The sequence below is a fragment of the Pseudomonas sp. HS6 genome, assembly GCF_023375815.1.
Classification (GTDB): domain Bacteria; phylum Pseudomonadota; class Gammaproteobacteria; order Pseudomonadales; family Pseudomonadaceae; genus Aquipseudomonas.
Window position 1 is genome coordinate 3574084 of record NZ_CP067412.1, and the last position, 17367, is coordinate 3591450.

Consider the following 17367-nt stretch of genomic DNA (forward strand, 5'->3'; position numbering starts at 1 on the left):
GATTGGCCTATCCACGACTTGGCCGCCAATAAACACTGATATTCCCGTCTACCGCCTGACGATAGATCGTATACGGCAGGCAAGCCGTATCGAATACACCCGACAGGGTCATGTCGAGCAGGACGACCGGCACCAGAATGCCAGTGGGATCCGGCGGCGCGTGCAGCAGGCAGAAGTCATGGGCCAGGCCGCTGTAGATGCGCGGAATGGACTGGCAGTAGGTTTTCTGTTTGCGCAGGCCACGCGTGGCGTCTTCGTCTCCCTGCAACACCGTAACGGCGGTGCCGCAGCCAGATAACGCCAAGGAAAATGCGCCGATGGTGATAGCCGTTTTGATGGTCAAGGTTTGCCCTCCGGGAACGTCGGGGCAAACTAGCATCGGGGCTTTATGGGGGGCAGTTCATGGGCTCTGGCAAGGCCGTAGGACAAGTCACAAGAATTTGTCACCACATGCCTTACCCGATTTTTATTGCGGAAACGTCTTACCGACCAGCGAAAGAAATCACGCTGCGTCCGACACATCCTTGGGCAAACGCTGATCAATCACTTGATACAGCGCGCTGCTCTCAGGCCAGTTGCGCATGAACCGCGCACGATCCTTGGCATAGGCCGGAGCAAAGCTGCCCGCCGAGCCGTGCTGACACATCGAATCCAGATCGATCAGCGCCCAGCGATCCTCATGCCAGAACAGGTTGTGGCCCTTGAAGTCGCCATGACTGATGCGCTCTGCAATCAACCGTGCAAACAGCTGATCCAGTGCCTGCAACTCGGCTTCCGGCGCTTCGCCGCTTTCAACGTACGGTGCAAAACGCTCGATGATGTCCGGCCCGGCCAGGTACTCGGTGATCAGGTACGCCTTGCTGCGCAACCAGAAGAAGCGTGTTTCCAGCACCGCCAGCGGTTTGGGCGTGGCGATACCGAGGAACGCCAGGCGATTGCCTTCGCGCCAGGAATGCCACGCACGGCTCGGGCGCCAGAAACGCTTGAGCCAATGGGCAAAATTCTTGATGTTGTAACGCTTGATCACCAGAGGGCGCCCGGCCACTTCGACCCTGCCGACGCTGGCCGCGCCGCCGGTCTTGTACAAATGACCCTGGTCAAGCAAGGCATCGGCCTGCTCCAGCACCGGCAGCATCGCGGGTTCTTCTTCGCGACGGATCGAGCGCAGGCCAAAGGCCCCGCGTCGCACGCTGAACAACGTGCATTCACGACCGACCTTGATCAGGAAATCCTTCAACCGCCAGGCACGCACCTTGTCGATCTGCTTCTGCAAGGCTTCCAGCGGCAGCGCGTGCTCGCTGTTGCTCAACAGGTAATACACCAGCAATTCTTCGGTGAACGGCTCGAGCGACTTGGGCAACTGGGCAAAAAACACCCCGAGGTTCTCCAGCACTTTCTGTCGGGACAACGGCATACCGGCATTTTCCACACAGATGCCGGCGCCATCGATCAGGTACAACTGGCCGCCATGGCGCAGCAGGTTGTCCAGGTGCAGGTCTTCCTGCCACAGACCTTTGCCGTGCAGTTGGCCGATAGCACCGAGCGCCTCGGCCAGTACCGCCGACTGTTCGTCAGCCAACAACGGCAAGGACTCGACCTTGCTCCAGGCATCACCGAGGCTTTCGGCGCCTTCGAGGAACTCGAACAGCAGCCAGCCACCCTCGCCGTCCTTCAGGCCATCGGCCAGCAGCAGCGGCGTAGTCATGCACTGGGCAGCGAGCAGCTTCACGCCCTCCAGTTCACGCTGAAAATGCCGTGCAGCCTTGCTGCCGACCAGCAACTTGGCCAGCACCGGACGCCCGCGCCACACGCCGGCACCGACGTAGCGCTGCCCCGGCAACACCCGTAACAGGCTGAGCAATTGCAAATCGGCGACACCCGCCGCATCGGCCAGCGAAACCGTCAGCGGCAGGCTCGGCGTACGTCCGGCGTTTTTCAGGTCGGACAACTGCATCAGCGCGTCTCCTTGCGACTACGCCGCGCAGTCAGCCGCGTGACCCAGCTATCGACCAGCGAACTGTCGACCGACTGATCGAGATACGCCGCCAGCAACTCGCGCAGCTGAGCCTCGTTCCACTCCGGCGCCCGACGCAGCAGCGGCTCCAGGTCCTTGACCCGATCACGCTGACCGAACAGCAAGGGCCGGGTCTTTTCCAGGTCGATCAGCTGCGCCTGATACCCGGCACCCTCGGCACGCAAGAAAATGTGCTTGGGATAGAAACAACCGTGGATCTGACGCACACCGTGCAGGCGACGCGCCAGTTGGCCGCAGGCCTTGAGAATCGCCGATTGCTGCGTGACTTCGAGACTCGACCAGCGCTGCAGCAGCGAATCCAGGTCATCCCAGCCGTCGAGGGCGCGGGTCAGCAGGATCGCGCGCACTTCGCCGCTGACTTTGCGCTGGCCGAAAAACGCCGCTTGCAGCGCCGGAATGCCGAGCTGGTTATAGCGGCTGATGTTGCGAAACTCCCGAGCGAACGTCGGCTCGCCAAACGGCGCGTGCAAGGTGCGGGTCAGGTAGTTGCTTTGACGCTTGAGGTAATAGCCGTGGCCTTCGAGTTCGAGCCGGAACACGCTGCTCCAGCCACCGCCGTCGGTGTTCGGCTCATCCACCGCCTCGAGCTGCTTGGCCCACAGCGCGTCGAACGTGCCGAGACCGTGGCGCTCCAGCAGCGCACGGTCTTCAGCGGCGAGAAAATCAGTCATTCGCGTCCCTCGAAAAATCTCACCACGTGACGAATCCGTTTCTTGTCGGCGGCATTGAGCCGGTCACGCTGGCGGTATTGCAGGTAGAAGCGCAGGCGCTGGGTGTTCGACAGGTGATATTTGGCAACCTTGTCGAGACAGGCCAGATCCTTGGTAATCCGGTACTTGAGCCAGAAACCGCGCCAGAAATCGCCGTTCGGGCAGTCGATGAGAAAAAGCTGCGCCTGATCGTCGATCAGCAGGTTGCGCCACTTCAGATCGTTATGAGTGAAGCGATGGTCGTGCATCGTCCGGGTATAGCTGGCCAACTGCCGGCTGATGCCGTCGACCCAGGCGTGATCCTTGAGCTTGGGATCGTTGCGCTCGGCCAGCGCCGAGAGGTCCTCGGTGCGCGGCAGTTCGCGGGTAATCATCGCCCCGCGATCGTAGGCCATGCCATTGCGCTCAAGACCCCAGGCCACCACTTCGGCGGTGGGAATGCCCCACTTGGCGAAACGCTTGAGGTTCTGCCACTCCATCTTCACCCGCGGTTTGCCGAGGTAACGGCGCAAACCCTTGCCGGCGCCAACGTAGCGTTTGACGTAGTAATTGACGCCGTTGCGCTGCACGCGGATGACTTCTGACAGCGGATCGCGAGTCAGACGCTCGCCTTCAAGCGCGAATACCGCTTCAAGGCTGCCGAAATCCGCTGCGAGGTCGCTGTATTCGGGTTCAAGATTCCAACCCGCCATCAGAGCGCATCCCCGTAGCGCAACTTGCGCTCGTAGAGCTTGTTGGCCTTGCCTTCGAGCCATCTCAGCAACGGCGCTTCTTCCGCCAGGATCTGGCGCAACGGTTGCTGGAAGTAACCTTTGAGGAAACGCAGCTTGTCGCGACGGGTCAGGCCGATATCCAGCGCAGAAAAATACAGCGCCGCCAGATCCTTGTTGCGCCAGCGCTGAGTGATCGCCGGACGGGTCTGGGCGCGGTGCAGGTCGATCACCGAGAGTTTGAAATTTTCCGGGGTGACCGGTTTGTCGGTGTGCAGCAGGAAATGGCAGATGTAGCAGTCGCGGTGGTTGACCCCCGCGCGGTGCATCATGCCCGTCATGCGTGCAACTTCGGCGATCAGCGCGCGCTTGAGCTTTGGCTGCGGCGGCTGCTTGATCCAGTCGATGCTGAAGTCTTCGAGGCTGACGGTCGGCGCCAGCTCTTCGGTGACGATGAACGAATGCTGATCCGCCGGGTTGCTGCCCTTCTCACCGTACGCGACGGCGGTCATGGTCGGCACGCCGACTTCCTGCAGACGCTGGATAGCCTTCCATTCCTGACCCGCGCCGAGCACCGGCAGCTTGGCGGTCAGCAAGTTCTTGAAAATCTCGCCCCAGCCAATGCCACGGTGGATCTTGACGAAAAATCCGTTGCCGTCGACTTCCGTGCGCAAAGTCCTGCGGGCTTCCAGCTCGCGGTACACCTCGCCCTGCAAGCCTTCGACTTCCGCGAACGCGTCGCGGCCAGCCCAGAGGCTCTTGAACGGTTCAGCCAGCATCAACTTCATTTAAGCGTGCTCCGCCAGAATCACATCGGCCGCGTGCTGCGGCATGCTGTAGAGGTCGGCCGTCTCGGCAAAGGCCAGACCGTTGCGGCTCCAGGCCGCCCGTGCAGCGTCGTCGTTCAACATGTCAGTCAGGTACTGCGTCAGTTGCGCCTGGTCGAACGGTTCGTCCAGCACGCGCCCGGCATCAGCCTCGGCAATGTAGTGGGCGTAACCACAGACCGCGCTGACCAGCACCGGCAACCCGGCGACCAACGCTTCAAGCAGTACCGTACCGGTGTTTTCGTTGTACGCCGGGTGGATCAACAGATCGGCGCCGAGCAGGAAACGCGGGATATCGCTGCGCCCCTTGAGGAACGTCACGTTGTCGCCCAGCCCCAAAGTTGCACTCTGCATCTGGAACAATTTGGGGTCATCCTGACCGATTACAAACAGCCGGGTGCGTTTCTTCAGCTCGGCGGGCAATGCGGCCAGCGCTTTCAGGCTGCGATCGACGCCCTTGGTCTTGAATCCGGAGCCGATCTGCACCAGCAACAGTTCGTCGTCCTTGAGGTTGAATTCGGTGCGGAAACCGGCGCGAATCTCGTCGGCATCCGCCGGACGCCGCCGATCCTGGGCGATGCCCGGCGGCAGCAGGTGGAAACGTTCGAGCGGCGTGTCGTAATGCTTGATGAACAGCGGCTGCTGCACTTCGGAGATCATCAGCACTTCAGTCTTGGCGTCTTTGGCGAACACCGCGCGCTCGTACTCGGCGAAGTGGCGATAGCGACCCCAGCGACGGTACAGCGAGTGGCGCAGGTTCTGCGCCTTGTCCTCGAAGCAGCCGTCGGCAGCGTAGTAGACGTCCAGCCCCGGCATCTTGTTGAAGCCGATCAGGCGATCCACCGGGCGCTTGGCCAGGTCCGCTTCCATCCACGCACTGAGTTTCTCGTTGCGGCGATGGTTGAAGAACGCCTTGACCGGTGCCACCAGCACTTCGAAACCGGGCGGCACGTCGCCTTCCCAGATCAGGGTGTAGACGCGGATTTTATGGCCACGCTTCTGGCATTCGAGGGCGATGCGCATGAAGTCGCGCTGCAAACCACCGAACGGGAAATACTTGTAAAGGACAAATGCCAATTGCATCAACGCAGCTCCTCAGCCATCAACAACGTGCTCAGTCGGCTGGCGACACGCTCGGGATTCAGACGCGTGAAGCACAAAGGCAACTCGCGTTTCAGGTCAAACTGACGGGCATCCTGCGCGGTCGGTTGATACGTACATTTCTTTTGCAGGCACGGCGCGCACGGGAAATCGCTACCGAGGTGAATCTGCAACTTGCCGTAGGCGCCGGTCAGGCCCGGATTGGTCGGGCCGAACAGCGAAATCGTCGGCACGTCCAGCGCAGCGGCCAGATGGCCGAGACCGGTGTCCACTGCGACGCAGGCCTGAGCGCCGGCCAGCACCTTGCCGACCCCGGCCAGGTTCAGTTTCGGCAGCACTTCGGCATGCTTGAAGCCGGCAGCGATGCGCTCGGCCCGGGCCTTCTCCAGCGGGTTGCCCCACGGCAGCTTGATCCCGACGCCGAGGTAGCCGACCCGTTCGGTCAACTCACGCCAATAGCTTTCCGGCCAGTGCTTGGTGTCCCAGGTGGTGCCATGCAGGAACACCACGTAAGCATTCTTGCGTGGCAATTCAACCAGACGCTCGACATTGAGGCCGTAATCGCCCAGGCCTTTGGGCAGGTCATAACCCAATGCAATGGCGAACAACTGGCGCACGCGCTCGACGGCGTGCTGACCACGAGCCACCGCCAGTTTGCGATCATAAAAACGCGCAGCGATCGGCTCGCGGGCCGAGCCCTTGTCCAAGCCAGCCACCGGTGCTTTGACATAGCGGGTCAGCCACGCGCTTTTCAGCAAGCCTTGCGCGTCGATCACCAGGTCATATTTGTTTGCCCGAACGGATTGCTTGAAGCGCTTCCACTCGCCGCTGGTAATGGTTTTCCAGAGGTTTTTGCGCCAGCGACGGATCGCCACCGGAATCACCTTGCCCACGGCCGGGTGCCAGGTCGGGATTTCGGCAAAGCCTTCTTCCACCACCCAGTCGAACTTGATCCCGGGAATCGCCCGGGCTGCGTCGGTCAACGCCGGCAACGCATGAATCACGTCGCCCAGCGATGAGGTCTTGATCAGCAATACCCGCAAGTTAATGAACCTCGACCACAGAGCCCTGCAAACGCTGCAAGGCATCGTTGACCGCTTCCGGCATCAGCTGGCGCAGGCAGTTGTAATGGCCGAAACGGCAGGTGCGATCGAAGCAAGGGCTGCAATCGAGGCCCAGGCGAACGATTTCCACGTGCTCGGCCAGCGGCGGGGTAAACCCCGGCGAAGTCGAACCGTAAACCGCCACCAACGGACGATTCAGCGCTGCAGCAACGTGCATCAGGCCGGAGTCGTTGGAGACCACCGAGTCGGCGCAGGACATCAGGTCGATGGCTTCGGCCAGCGAAGTCCCGCCGCTGAGGTTCACCGACTCTTCGCGCAGGCCCGGAATCAAACGCGCGCGGATGTCTTCGCCGACGGCGTGATCATTCTTCGAGCCGAACAGCCAGACCTGCCAGCCTTCGCGGATGCGCGCCTCGGCGACCTTGGCGTAATGCTCGGACGGCCAGCGCTTGGCTTCACCGAATTCGGCGCCGGGGCACAACACCAGCACCGGGCGATCGAGGGTCAGGCCGAACTTGGCCAATGTGGCCTCGCGGGTCACAGGGTCGATTTGCAGGCTCGGGCGCGGATACGGTTTCGGCAACTCGGCGTTCGGCTCATAGGCCAACGCCATGAAACGCTCGATCATCAGCGGATAACGTTCTTTATCCAGCGTGCGCACGTCATTGAGCAAGCCGTAGCGGAATTCGCCCCGCCAGCCAGTGCGTTTCGGGATGCCGGCGAAGAACGGCACCAGCGCGGATTTGAGCGAGTTCGGCAGCAAGATCGCCTGATCGTACTGGCCGGCCAGGGATTTGCCGATCCGCCGGCGGGTCGCCAGCTCCAGCGCGCCGTGGCCGAGCGGAAAGCTCAAGGCCTTGCGCACTTCGGGCATGCGCTCAAGGATCGGCCGGCTCCACTCGGGGGCCAGCACGTCGATTTCGCACTGCGGGTGGCGTTGCTTGAGACACTGAAACAGTGTCTGCGCCATCACCATGTCACCGACCCAACTGGGCCCAACGATCAGAATATTCATGTGGTTTCCAAAAACGAACCGGGGAGGCTTTACGCCTCCCCGTCTCGAGAATCAGCTTAGCCCCAGCTCGCGCCAGATCCGCATCACCTGCCGCCGTTCGTCCGCGAACTGATCGCCCGGTATCACCCCGGCATCCTTCTGCAAGGCCTGCCGGTGGGCGGCGGAACGATAGGCCTTATAGGCCTCGCGCAACAGGCTGGCGTCTTCGACGGGCATCAGCCCCTCGTGTTCCAGCTCTTCCAGAATGCGGATATTGTCCGTCCAGCGCAGCAACGGCGGGTGGGTCTGCGACCACGCCAGGGCCGCGTATTGCACCATAAATTCAATATCGACGATACCTCCGGCGTCCTGCTTGAGGTCGAACGGCGCCGTGGCGTCGAAGGCATTTGCCCCGGTACCGGCGGCAGTGCTCTTGCTGCCGAGGTTATCGCGCATCTTGGCGCGCATCTCGCTCACTTCCTGTTGCAGTTTCGCCAGATCCCGCGCCTTGCCCAGCACCTGAGCCCGTACTTTCTCGAACGCCTGGCCGACATCCTGACTGCCCACCAGCACCCGCGCCCGCACCAGAGCCTGATGCTCCCACGTCCAGGCTTCATTTTCTTGATAGCGGGCAAATGCCCCCAGCGAACTGACCAACAGCCCCGACGCACCCGACGGTCGCAGACGCATATCCACTTCATACAACTGGCCGGAGTTGGTCTGCGCCGTCAGCAAGTGAATGATCCGCTGGCCGAGCCGGGTAAAGAACTGCGCGCCATCAATGGGTTTCGCCCCGTCGGTTTCAGCCTGTGGATCGCCGTCGTGGATGAACACCAGATCCAGGTCCGAACCATGCCCCAACTCGATCCCGCCGACTTTCCCATAACCGACAATGATGAAGCCGGGATCGCACAACGTGCCGTCAGTGCGCAGCGGCGTGCCGTACTTGGCCACGGTCTGGCGCCAGGCCAGGGCCAGCACTTGTTCGAGAATCGCTTCCGCCAGCCAGGTCAGGTAATCGCTGACTTTCATCAACGCCAGGCTGCCGGAGATTTCCGAGGCTGCAACACGCAAGCGGTGCGCCAGTTTGAAATGGCGCAGGGCTTCCATCTGTTGTTCGAGGTCGTCTTCCGGGATCCGGGTCAGGCGCTCGCGCAATTCGGCGGCCAGTTCCGGTGCCAAGGGCGGCTTGAACAGGCGACCTTCGTTGAGCAACTCATCGAGCAGCAGCGGGAAACGGGTGATCTGCTCGGCGATCCACGGGCTCGCGGCGCACAGCGTCAGCAAGCGCCGCAGCGCGCCGGGGTTTTCCGTCAGCAAGACTAAGTAAGCCGAACGCCGGGCCACCGCTTCGACCAGCGGCAGAACCCGTTCAAGTACCAGATCCGGGTTGTCATGCTCCACCGCCTGGGCGAGCAGGCGCGGAATAAAGGCGTCGAGACGTTCGCGCCCCAGACGCTGCATCGCCCGCAGCTGCGGACTGCTGCGCAGACCGGCCAGCGCTTTCAAGGCTTTGGTGGCGTCGGCAAAACCGCCTTCTTCCAACTGACGGCAAGCGGCTTCTTCGTCCTGAGCCTCTTCCCACAGCGGCAGCCATTCACCGCCGACCACCACTTCGCAGTCGGCGCCTTCTTCCTCATCAGGATCGGCGATGACCTGAGCGAAATGCCAGGCCACCCGGCCACGCCAGAACATCAGCTTTTCATGGAAGGCGTCCCAGTCGGCGAAACCGAGCATGAACGCAATACGCGCCTGATCCTGCGGGCTGTCCGGCAGCATCTGGGTCTGGCGGTCGGCAATCGCCTGGATCGCGTGCTCGGTGTAGCGCAGGAATTCGTAACCTTCGCGCAACTCGCTGATCACCGCCGGCGGCAGATAACCTTGCCCTTCCAGCGTGCTCAACACCTTTAATAGAGGCCGCTGTTGCAGGCTCAGATCACGACCGCCGTGGATCAGCTGAAAGGCCTGAGCGATGAACTCGACCTCGCGAATGCCGCCGGAGCCGAGCTTGATGTTGTCGGCCATGCCCTTGCGCCGGACTTCCTGCTGGATCAGCTGCTTCATGGTGCGCAGCGCTTCGATCGCCGAGAAGTCCAGATAGCGCCGGTACACGAACGGCCGGAGCATTTCCTGCAACTGCGCCCCGGCCACCTGATCGCCGGCCACCACCCGCGACTTGATCATCGCGTAGCGCTCCCAGTCGCGGCCCTGATCCTGGTAATACTGCTCCAGCGCATTGAAGCTCAACACCAGCGCGCCGGACGAGCCGTACGGGCGCAGGCGCATGTCGACGCGGAACACGAAGCCGTCGACGGTCATCGGGTCGAGGGCCTTGATCAGGCGCTGGCCGAGGCGAATGAAAAACTCCTGGTTATCCAGCGCCCGTTTCACGCCGACGGTTTCGCCGCCCTCGGGGTAGGCGAAGATCAGGTCGATGTCCGAAGACAGATTCAACTCGACCGCGCCGAGCTTGCCCATGCCGAGGATGACCATTTGCTGCGGTTCGCCGCTGCGCCGGCCAGTCGGCGTGCCGAATTGTTCGCAATGGCGGCTGTACAGCCATTGATAGGCCTGGTCGATGCTGGCGTCGGCCATGTCCGAGAGGTCGCGGCAGGTCTGCACCAGATCGGCCTGGCGAGTCAGGTCGCGCCAGATGATCCGCACCTGATGACGGGCGCGCTGACGGCGCAGGACCCGACCCAGCTCATCCTCGCTCTGCGCGGTGCTGACCGCCGCCGCAATCTGCCCGCACAGTTCGCCGGGGGCGAACGGCCGGTCGAGTTCGCCGGACTGCACCAGCGACAACAACATCAAAGGGTCACGAACGCTCTGTTCAATCACGAAATCGCTGGCGGCGGTGACGCGGGCGAACTGCGCCCAACGCTCCGGGGTCCAGGTGGAGAAGCCTTGATCATCTTCAAGCTGAGCGACGGCCGTACGGAACGACTGCTCGGATCGGCTGACCAACGGCAGGAGAATGGCGGGCAGTTCGGCAAGCGCGGGCAGGGTCATGGTCTATCCTTGATCGGCGTGTAAATGGCCGCTTGTAGTGATGATTGAAAAACCGCTACGCGAAGGACTGTCGAACAAAAGTGAGAAATAGCTGAAATTTCTTTTTCTTTGGCAGCCAGCATCAAACTTTCACCTTTTTCGGATGGCTAAAGAGCAACCTTAACGATTATTCTCACAACGCAGTCGGAGGCCACAAGCCTTTCATCTGTAGTTTTACTACTCGTCTATACATTCGAAAGGCTGAAATGCCGGATGATTTGTAGTAAAACTACACGCCGCCGGAACAACCTGTCGGCAATCCAAGAATTTTAAATCGTCTGCCCACAAGGCCAGTCGCAAACTCAGGCAACCGATTCTGGAAGCCTTTCCGCCCTGGAGCAAGCCATGCAAGACCTCGATCCCGTCGAAACCCAGGAATGGCTGGACGCCCTGGAATCGGTTCTCGACAAAGAAGGCGAAGACCGTGCTCACTATCTGATGACCCGTATGGGCGAACTCGCGACCCGCAGCGGCTCGCAACTGCCTTACGCCATCACCACGCCTTACCGCAACACGATTCCCGTTACCCACGAAGCACGCATGCCTGGCGACCTGTTCATGGAACGCCGCATTCGCTCGCTGGTACGCTGGAACGCGATGGCCATGGTAATGCGTACGAACCTGAAAGATTCTGACCTGGGCGGTCACATCTCCAGCTTCGCCTCCAGCGCGACCCTGTACGACATTGGTTTCAACTACTTCTTCCAGGCCCCGACCGACGAACACGGCGGCGACCTGATCTACTTCCAGGGCCACACCTCGCCAGGCGTCTACGCCCGTGCGTTCATGGAAGGTCGCATCACCGAAGACCAGATGAACAACTTCCGCCAGGAAGTCGACGGTCAGGGCCTGTCGTCCTACCCGCACCCTTGGCTGATGCCTGACTTCTGGCAGTTCCCGACTGTATCCATGGGTCTGGGCCCGATCCAGGCGATCTACCAGGCTCGCTTCATGAAGTACCTGGAACACCGCGGTTTCATCCAGCCGGGCAAACAGAAAGTCTGGTGCTTCCTGGGCGACGGCGAGTGCGACGAGCCGGAATCCCTGGGCGCAATCTCCCTGGCCGGCCGCGAGAAGCTGGACAACCTGATCTTCGTCATCAACTGCAACCTGCAGCGCCTCGACGGCCCGGTTCGCGGCAACGGCAAGATCATCCAGGAACTCGAAGGCGTGTTCCGCGGTGCTCAGTGGAACGTGACCAAAGTCATCTGGGGCCGTTTCTGGGACCCACTGCTGGCCAAGGACGTCGACGGCATCCTGCAACGCCGCATGGACGAAGTCATCGACGGCGAGTACCAGAACTACAAAGCCAAAGACGGCGCGTTCGTGCGTGAACACTTCTTCAACACGCCTGAACTCAAGGCGATGGTTGCAGACCTGTCCGACGACGAGATCTGGAAACTCAACCGTGGCGGCCACGACCCGTACAAGGTCTACGCGGCGTACCACGAAGCGGTCAACCACAAAGAACAACCGACCGTCATCCTGGCCAAGACCATCAAGGGTTACGGCACCGGTGCGGGCGAAGCGAAGAACACCGCGCACAACACCAAGAAGGTCGACGTCGACAGCCTGAAGCTGTTCCGCGACCGCTTCGACATCCCGGTGAAAGACGAAGAGCTGGAAAACCTGCCGTTCTTCAAGCCGGAGCCAAACAGCGCCGAAGCCCGTTACCTGGCAGAGCGTCGCACTGCACTGGGCGGTTTCGTCCCTCAGCGTCGTGCACAGAGCTTCAGCGTACCGACTCCGGATCTGGATACCCTCAAGGCGATCCTCGACGGTTCCGGCGACCGTGAAATTTCCACCACCATGGCGTTCGTGCGGATCCTCGCGCAACTGGTCAAGGACAAGGAAATCGGCCCGCGCATCGTTCCGATCATCCCGGACGAAGCCCGTACCTTCGGTATGGAAGGCATGTTCCGTCAGCTGGGCATCTACTCGTCCGTCGGCCAGCTCTACGAGCCAGTCGATAAAGACCAGGTGATGTTCTACAAGGAAGACCAGAAAGGTCAGATCCTTGAAGAAGGCATCAACGAAGCGGGCGCCATGAGCTCCTTCATCGCGGCCGGTACTTCGTACTCCAGCCACAACCAGCCAATGCTGCCGTTCTACATCTTCTACTCGATGTTCGGCTTCCAGCGTATCGGCGATCTGGCCTGGGCTGCCGGCGACAGCCGCACCCGTGGCTTCCTGATCGGCGGCACCGCCGGCCGTACCACCCTGAACGGTGAAGGCCTGCAGCACGAAGACGGTCACAGCCACCTGCTGGCTGCCACCATCCCGAACTGCCGCACCTATGATCCGACCTACGGCTACGAGCTGGCGGTGATCATTCAGGACGGCATGAAGAAGATGACCGAAGAGCAACAGGACATCTTCTACTACATCACCGTAATGAACGAGTCCTACCAGCAGCCAGCCATGCCGGCCGGTGCCGAAGAAGGCATCAAGAAAGGCATGTACCTGCTGGAAGAAGACACCCGCGATGCGGCGCACCACGTACAGCTGATGGGCTCCGGCACCATCCTGCGTGAAGTCCGTGAAGCGGCGAAGATCCTGCGTGAAGAGTTCAACATCGGTGCCGACGTGTGGAGCGTCACCAGCTTCAACGAACTGCGTCGCGACGGCCTGGCCGTAGAGCGCAGCAACCGTCTGAAACCTGGCCAGAAGCCTAAGCAGAGCTACGTTGAAGAGTGCCTGAGCGGCCGTAAAGGTCCGGTCATCGCCTCTACCGACTACATGAAACTGTTCGCCGAGCAGATCCGTCAGTGGGTACCGTCCAAGGAATTCAAAGTCCTGGGCACCGACGGTTTCGGCCGCAGCGACAGCCGCAAGAAACTGCGTCATTTCTTCGAAGTCGACCGTCATTTCGTGGTGTTGGCAGCCCTGGAAGCACTGGCTGACCGTGGCGATATCGAACCTAAAGTCGTGGCCGAGGCCATTACCAAGTTCGGCATCGACCCGGAAAAACGCAACCCACTGGACTGCTGAGGAGAAACTCTGTGAGCGAACTCATTCGCGTACCTGACATCGGCAGCGGTGAAGGTGAAGTAATTGAACTGTTTGTGAAGGTCGGCGACCGTATCGAAGCCGACCAGAGCATCCTGACTCTGGAATCGGACAAGGCCAGCATGGAAGTGCCGGCCCCGAAGGCCGGCGTCATCAAGAGCCTGAAAGTGAAGCTGGGCGATCGCCTGAAAGAAGGCGACGAACTGCTGGAACTGGAAGTCGAAGGCGCCGCTGCTGCGGCCCCAGCGGCTGCCGCTGCTCCTGCTGCCAAAGCTGAATCCAAGCCGGCTGCCGCTCCTGCTGCTGCCGCGCCAGCCGCTGCGCCTGCTGCCGCTTCGGTTCAGCAAGTGCACGTGCCGGACATCGGTTCGTCGGGCAAGGCCCAGATCATCGAGATCCAGGTCAAGGTTGGCGACAAAGTCGAGGCTGATCAGTCGCTGATCACCCTGGAATCCGACAAGGCGAGCATGGAAATCCCGTCGCCTGCCGCTGGCGTGGTCAAGGCCATCAGCGTCAAGCTGAACGACGAAGTCGGCACTGGCGACCTGATCCTGGATCTGGAAGTGGCGGGTGCTGCGGCCCCTGCTGCGGCCTCTCCGGCCCAGGCTGCTGCTCCAGCCGCTGCCGCTGCGCCGGCTCCGGCCGCTGCACCTGCCGCACCGGTGGCCGACAGCGTTCAGGACATCCACGTCCCGGACATCGGCTCGGCCGGCAAGGCCAAGATCATCGAAGTGTTGGTCAAGGCTGGCGACAGCGTTGAAGCCGACCAGTCGCTGATCACTCTGGAATCCGACAAGGCGAGCATGGAAATCCCGTCGCCTGCCGCTGGCGTGGTGGAAAGCATTTCCATCAAGCTGGACGACGAAGTCGGCACCGGCGACCTGATCCTCAAGCTGAAAGTCAAAGGCGCCGCTCCCGCTGCTGCCCCGGCACCGGCCGCTGCTGCTCCGAGCGCTCCGGCGCCAGCCGCAGCTGCTCCGGCTGCACCTGCACCTGCACCTGCGGCTGCCGCTCCGGTTGCTGCTCCAGCCAAGCCTGGCGCCAAAGTTCACGCCGGCCCTGCCGTGCGTCAACTGGCTCGTGAGTTCGGCGTCGAGCTGAATGCTGTCGGCTCCAGCGGTCCACACGGTCGCATCCTGAAAGAAGACGTGCAGGCTTACGTCAAAGCCATGATGCAGAAGGCCAAGGAAGCTCCGGCCGCTGCTGCTGGTGCAACCAGTGGCGCGGGCATTCCGCCGATTCCGGTCGTCGATTTCAGCCGTTTCGGCGAAATCGAAGAAGTGCCGATGACTCGCCTGATGCAGATCGGCGCGTCGAGCCTGCACCGCAGCTGGCTGAACATCCCGCACGTGACTCAGTTCGATTCGGCTGATATCACCGAGCTGGAAGCGTTCCGTATCGCTCAGAAAGCCGTTGCAGAGAAAGCCGGCGTCAAGCTGACCATCCTGCCGCTGCTGCTCAAGTCCTGCGCGCACATGCTCAAGGAACTGCCGGACTTCAACAGTTCGCTGGCACCTAGCGGCAAGGCGATCATCCGCAAGAAGTACGTGAACATCGGCTTCGCCGTCGACACCCCGGATGGCCTGCTGGTACCGGTGATCAAGAACGTCGACCAGAAGAGCCTGCTGCAACTGGCAGCCGAAGCCGCTGCGCTGGCCGCCAAGGCCCGCGACAAGAAGCTCACCGCTGACGACATGCAAGGCGCCTGCTTCACCATTTCCAGCCTCGGCCACATTGGCGGCACCGGCTTCACGCCGATCGTCAACGCGCCGGAAGTGGCGATCCTCGGTGTTTCCAAGGCAACCATCCAGCCAGTCTGGGACGGCAAAGCCTTCCAGCCGAAACTGATGCTGCCACTGTCGCTGTCCTACGATCACCGTGTGATCAACGGCGCTGCTGCCGCACGCTTCACCCAGCGTCTGAGCAGCCTGCTGGCGGACATCCGCACCATCCTGCTGTAAACCGCTCGGCCCTCCGGCAACGGAGGGCCGACCGGGTTCCACGTTTTCGAGCGCCACACGCTCGTACCTCAACCCCGTCAGTTTGGCGGGGCTTTTTTTTGCCTGAAATAACGTTCGCCTGCATTTTTCCCACAACTTGCGCTGATATAAGCCACGACTTGAGTCCACTTCCTGTCGATATTTTTCAGCGACAGGCAACTAACCTTGGCGAATCAAAGTTGCACCAATAAAACTGGTTAACTTTATTCATAACCTTATTTATTCGAATGGATTCGAACATGCTGAAACCTACTGTCGGCCCGATCATTGGCCACATGACAACTAACCAGGCGCGAATCTTTATTCGTGGCGGACGGCAACATAACGCTGCCGTATTTGCCGGCATTCGTTACCGCGCACTGGATTCGAAACAATGGCAGACAGGCCAGTTTGTCAAACTGGATTCAACCCGCGACATGACTGAAGTGCTGGTGCTCGATCATTTGCAAGCCGACACCGACTACGAATACCAGACCGGCTGGTTCAGCCCGATGAGTCCCGTCCACACCATCCACAGCGTGGCGGAGTTGCCGCTGCAATGGCCACGGGAGACGTATCGCCTGCGCACCCGCAGCCATCAGCCCTTGCAGCCTCGTGCCTACATCCTCGGGTCCTGTCGCTACCTGCGCATGACCTCCGGCATCCCGGTCCTCCCGCATCTGGGCGACCGGATCTTCGCGTCTATCAGCCAGTTGATCGAGGGCGCAAAACCGGCGATCAGCGCCATCATGATGTGTGGCGATCAGATCTACGCGGACGACTTGAACCTGTTCGCCCCGGACCGCGACTATGACGAGTTCATTGCAAAGTATCGTGCAGCATTTTCTCAGCCTAATATTCGTCGATTGATGTCCGGCACTTCGACTTACATGATCCTGGACGATCACGAAATAGAAGATAACTGGCCAATGAACGCCAACGCGTCCGATGAAACACTATTTCGCAATGCAATGACGGCTTACGAATTCTATCAAGCCAGTCACAGCCCGGTTTATTCATCAACAACTAACGGCACAATCGACCGTACTTTACTTAAGCACTACTGGTATCAATTCAGCGACGGCGATATCGAATGGTTTGTGACGGATAGTCGAACTCGCCGCAACTTGTCGACCGATAACCGCCGCATCCTCGATGAAGAACAGGAACAGGCCTTGTGCACGTGGCTGGTCGAAAGCCCGGCGCGGGTCAAGTTCGTGGTCACCAGCGTCATGTTCTACCCCGACCGCAAAATGAACGGCGATGATGCGTGGGCGGGCTTCCCCGAACAGCGCCTGCGCCTGCTGGAAACCATCCGCCGGCATCGACTCAAAAACGTCGTGTTCATTTCCGGCGATGTGCATGGCTCACTGACCAGTCGCCTGAGCCACAGCGAAGACCCGGACTTCGAAGTACACACCGTCGTGTCTTCACCGTTGAGCAACAGCAAACTGTTGCCCTACGCCACCGCAGCGACCTTTACGCTCGACCAGCCGCTGGCGCAAACCGAGGCAGGCGAATACCGGCACGAACTGACCAGTCAAGTCATCAGCCAGGACAACTTTGCGCACATGGTGGTCGAGACCGGGCGGATCCAGGTCAACTATCACGATCGGGATGGCAGGCACCTGCAATCCATCGATATTCCGTTGCGATGAAATCCAGTGGCACGACCGTTCCGGAAGCCGGAAGGCTCTGGAACGGCCCTCTCCACGCTTGATAGCATTACTTTCCGGCAACCGCTGGAGAAATGTTCACTGCAGCCGACATATTCTTATAGCACTTGGCCTTCATGTCTCTTGTCAGTCGGTGCCGCAATGATGCAACCTTGCCGCAGGCAACAGTAAAGAGGGCGAGAGCCCGGCGCGTTCAGCAAATTTCCAAGCG

General features: G+C 60.8%; 13 protein-coding genes. 3 read left to right on the forward strand and 10 right to left on the reverse strand.

Annotation, left to right across the window (positions count from 1 at the left end):
* Positions 1 to 7: 7 nt before the first annotated feature.
* The 10 genes from JJN09_RS16140 to JJN09_RS29670 all read right to left on the reverse strand — a co-directional run bounded on the left by JJN09_RS16140 (position 8) and on the right by JJN09_RS29670 (position 10575).
* Entirely contained in the window at positions 8 to 343 is a 336-nt protein-coding gene (locus tag JJN09_RS16140) for a YceK/YidQ family lipoprotein (RefSeq protein WP_249482615.1), read from the reverse strand.
* Positions 344 to 502: 159 nt separating this feature from the next.
* Positions 503 to 1954, reverse strand: a complete 1452-nt coding sequence (locus JJN09_RS16145; RefSeq protein ID WP_249482616.1) for a lipopolysaccharide kinase InaA family protein — start codon at positions 1952 to 1954, stop codon at positions 503 to 505.
* Positions 1954 to 2706, reverse strand: coding sequence for a lipopolysaccharide kinase InaA family protein (locus tag JJN09_RS16150; RefSeq protein ID WP_249482617.1), 753 nt, complete (start codon positions 2704 to 2706; stop codon positions 1954 to 1956). The genes JJN09_RS16145 and JJN09_RS16150 overlap by 1 nt, the downstream gene beginning before the upstream one ends.
* A complete protein-coding gene (locus JJN09_RS16155; protein ID WP_249482618.1) occupies positions 2703 to 3437 on the reverse strand; it encodes a lipopolysaccharide kinase InaA family protein in 735 nt (244 codons plus the stop codon). The genes JJN09_RS16150 and JJN09_RS16155 overlap by 4 nt, the downstream gene beginning before the upstream one ends.
* Entirely contained in the window at positions 3437 to 4243 is an 807-nt protein-coding gene (rfaP, locus tag JJN09_RS16160) for a lipopolysaccharide core heptose(I) kinase RfaP (RefSeq protein ID WP_249482619.1), read from the reverse strand. The genes JJN09_RS16155 and rfaP overlap by 1 nt, the downstream gene beginning before the upstream one ends.
* Entirely contained in the window at positions 4244 to 5365 is a 1122-nt protein-coding gene (locus JJN09_RS16165) for a glycosyltransferase family 4 protein (protein WP_249482620.1), read from the reverse strand.
* Complete coding sequence (gene waaC / locus JJN09_RS16170; RefSeq protein ID WP_085711109.1) at positions 5365 to 6426, reverse strand: lipopolysaccharide heptosyltransferase I; 1062 nt, start codon at positions 6424 to 6426, stop codon at positions 5365 to 5367. Before waaC ends, JJN09_RS16165 begins: the two co-directional genes overlap by 1 nt.
* 1 nt (position 6427) lies before the next feature.
* Complete coding sequence (waaF, locus tag JJN09_RS16175; RefSeq protein WP_249482621.1) at positions 6428 to 7462, reverse strand: lipopolysaccharide heptosyltransferase II; 1035 nt, start codon at positions 7460 to 7462, stop codon at positions 6428 to 6430.
* Positions 7463 to 7513: 51 nt separating this feature from the next.
* On the reverse strand, positions 7514 to 10453 hold the full coding sequence (gene glnE / locus JJN09_RS16180) for a bifunctional [glutamate--ammonia ligase]-adenylyl-L-tyrosine phosphorylase/[glutamate--ammonia-ligase] adenylyltransferase (protein WP_249482622.1): 2940 nt from the start codon (positions 10451 to 10453) through the stop codon (positions 7514 to 7516).
* Positions 10450 to 10575, reverse strand: a complete 126-nt coding sequence (locus tag JJN09_RS29670) for a hypothetical protein (RefSeq protein ID WP_255261909.1) — start codon at positions 10573 to 10575, stop codon at positions 10450 to 10452. The genes glnE and JJN09_RS29670 overlap by 4 nt, the downstream gene beginning before the upstream one ends.
* A 262-nt stretch (positions 10576 to 10837) precedes the next feature.
* Between JJN09_RS29670 and aceE the strand changes: the two genes are divergently transcribed.
* From aceE to JJN09_RS16195, 3 genes are all read left to right on the forward strand, one after another.
* On the forward strand, positions 10838 to 13483 hold the full coding sequence (gene aceE / locus JJN09_RS16185) for a pyruvate dehydrogenase (acetyl-transferring), homodimeric type (RefSeq protein WP_249482623.1): 2646 nt from the start codon (positions 10838 to 10840) through the stop codon (positions 13481 to 13483).
* Between the two features lie 11 nt (positions 13484 to 13494).
* The gene (gene aceF / locus JJN09_RS16190; RefSeq protein WP_249482624.1) at positions 13495 to 15462 is read left to right on the forward strand and encodes a dihydrolipoyllysine-residue acetyltransferase; all 1968 of its coding nucleotides are present in this window, start codon (positions 13495 to 13497) and stop codon (positions 15460 to 15462) included.
* Between the two features lie 278 nt (positions 15463 to 15740).
* Positions 15741 to 17138 carry an alkaline phosphatase D family protein gene (locus JJN09_RS16195; protein ID WP_249482625.1) on the forward strand — a complete coding sequence of 466 codons (1398 nt, stop codon included), beginning with the start codon at positions 15741 to 15743 and terminating at the stop codon, positions 17136 to 17138.
* Positions 17139 to 17367: the final 229 nt, after the last annotated feature.

Excerpts from the sequence above, each read along its gene's own strand:
- JJN09_RS16150 (WP_249482617.1), bottom strand. The coding sequence starts at position 2,706 with ATGACTGATTTTCTCGCCGCTGAAGACCGTGCGCTGCTGGAGCGCCAC.
- JJN09_RS16195 (WP_249482625.1), top strand. The coding sequence starts at position 15,741 with ATGCTGAAACCTACTGTCGGCCCGATCATTGGCCACATGACAACTAAC.
- rfaP (WP_249482619.1), bottom strand. The coding sequence starts at position 4,243 with ATGAAGTTGATGCTGGCTGAACCGTTCAAGAGCCTCTGGGCTGGCCGC.
- glnE (WP_249482622.1), bottom strand. The coding sequence starts at position 10,453 with ATGACCCTGCCCGCGCTTGCCGAACTGCCCGCCATTCTCCTGCCGTTG.
- aceE (WP_249482623.1), top strand. The coding sequence starts at position 10,838 with ATGCAAGACCTCGATCCCGTCGAAACCCAGGAATGGCTGGACGCCCTG.
- JJN09_RS16165 (WP_249482620.1), bottom strand. The coding sequence starts at position 5,365 with ATGCAATTGGCATTTGTCCTTTACAAGTATTTCCCGTTCGGTGGTTTG.
- JJN09_RS16155 (WP_249482618.1), bottom strand. The coding sequence starts at position 3,437 with ATGGCGGGTTGGAATCTTGAACCCGAATACAGCGACCTCGCAGCGGAT.
- waaF (WP_249482621.1), bottom strand. The coding sequence starts at position 7,462 with ATGAATATTCTGATCGTTGGGCCCAGTTGGGTCGGTGACATGGTGATG.
- JJN09_RS16145 (WP_249482616.1), bottom strand. The coding sequence starts at position 1,954 with ATGCAGTTGTCCGACCTGAAAAACGCCGGACGTACGCCGAGCCTGCCG.
- JJN09_RS29670 (WP_255261909.1), bottom strand. The coding sequence starts at position 10,575 with ATGCTGGCTGCCAAAGAAAAAGAAATTTCAGCTATTTCTCACTTTTGT.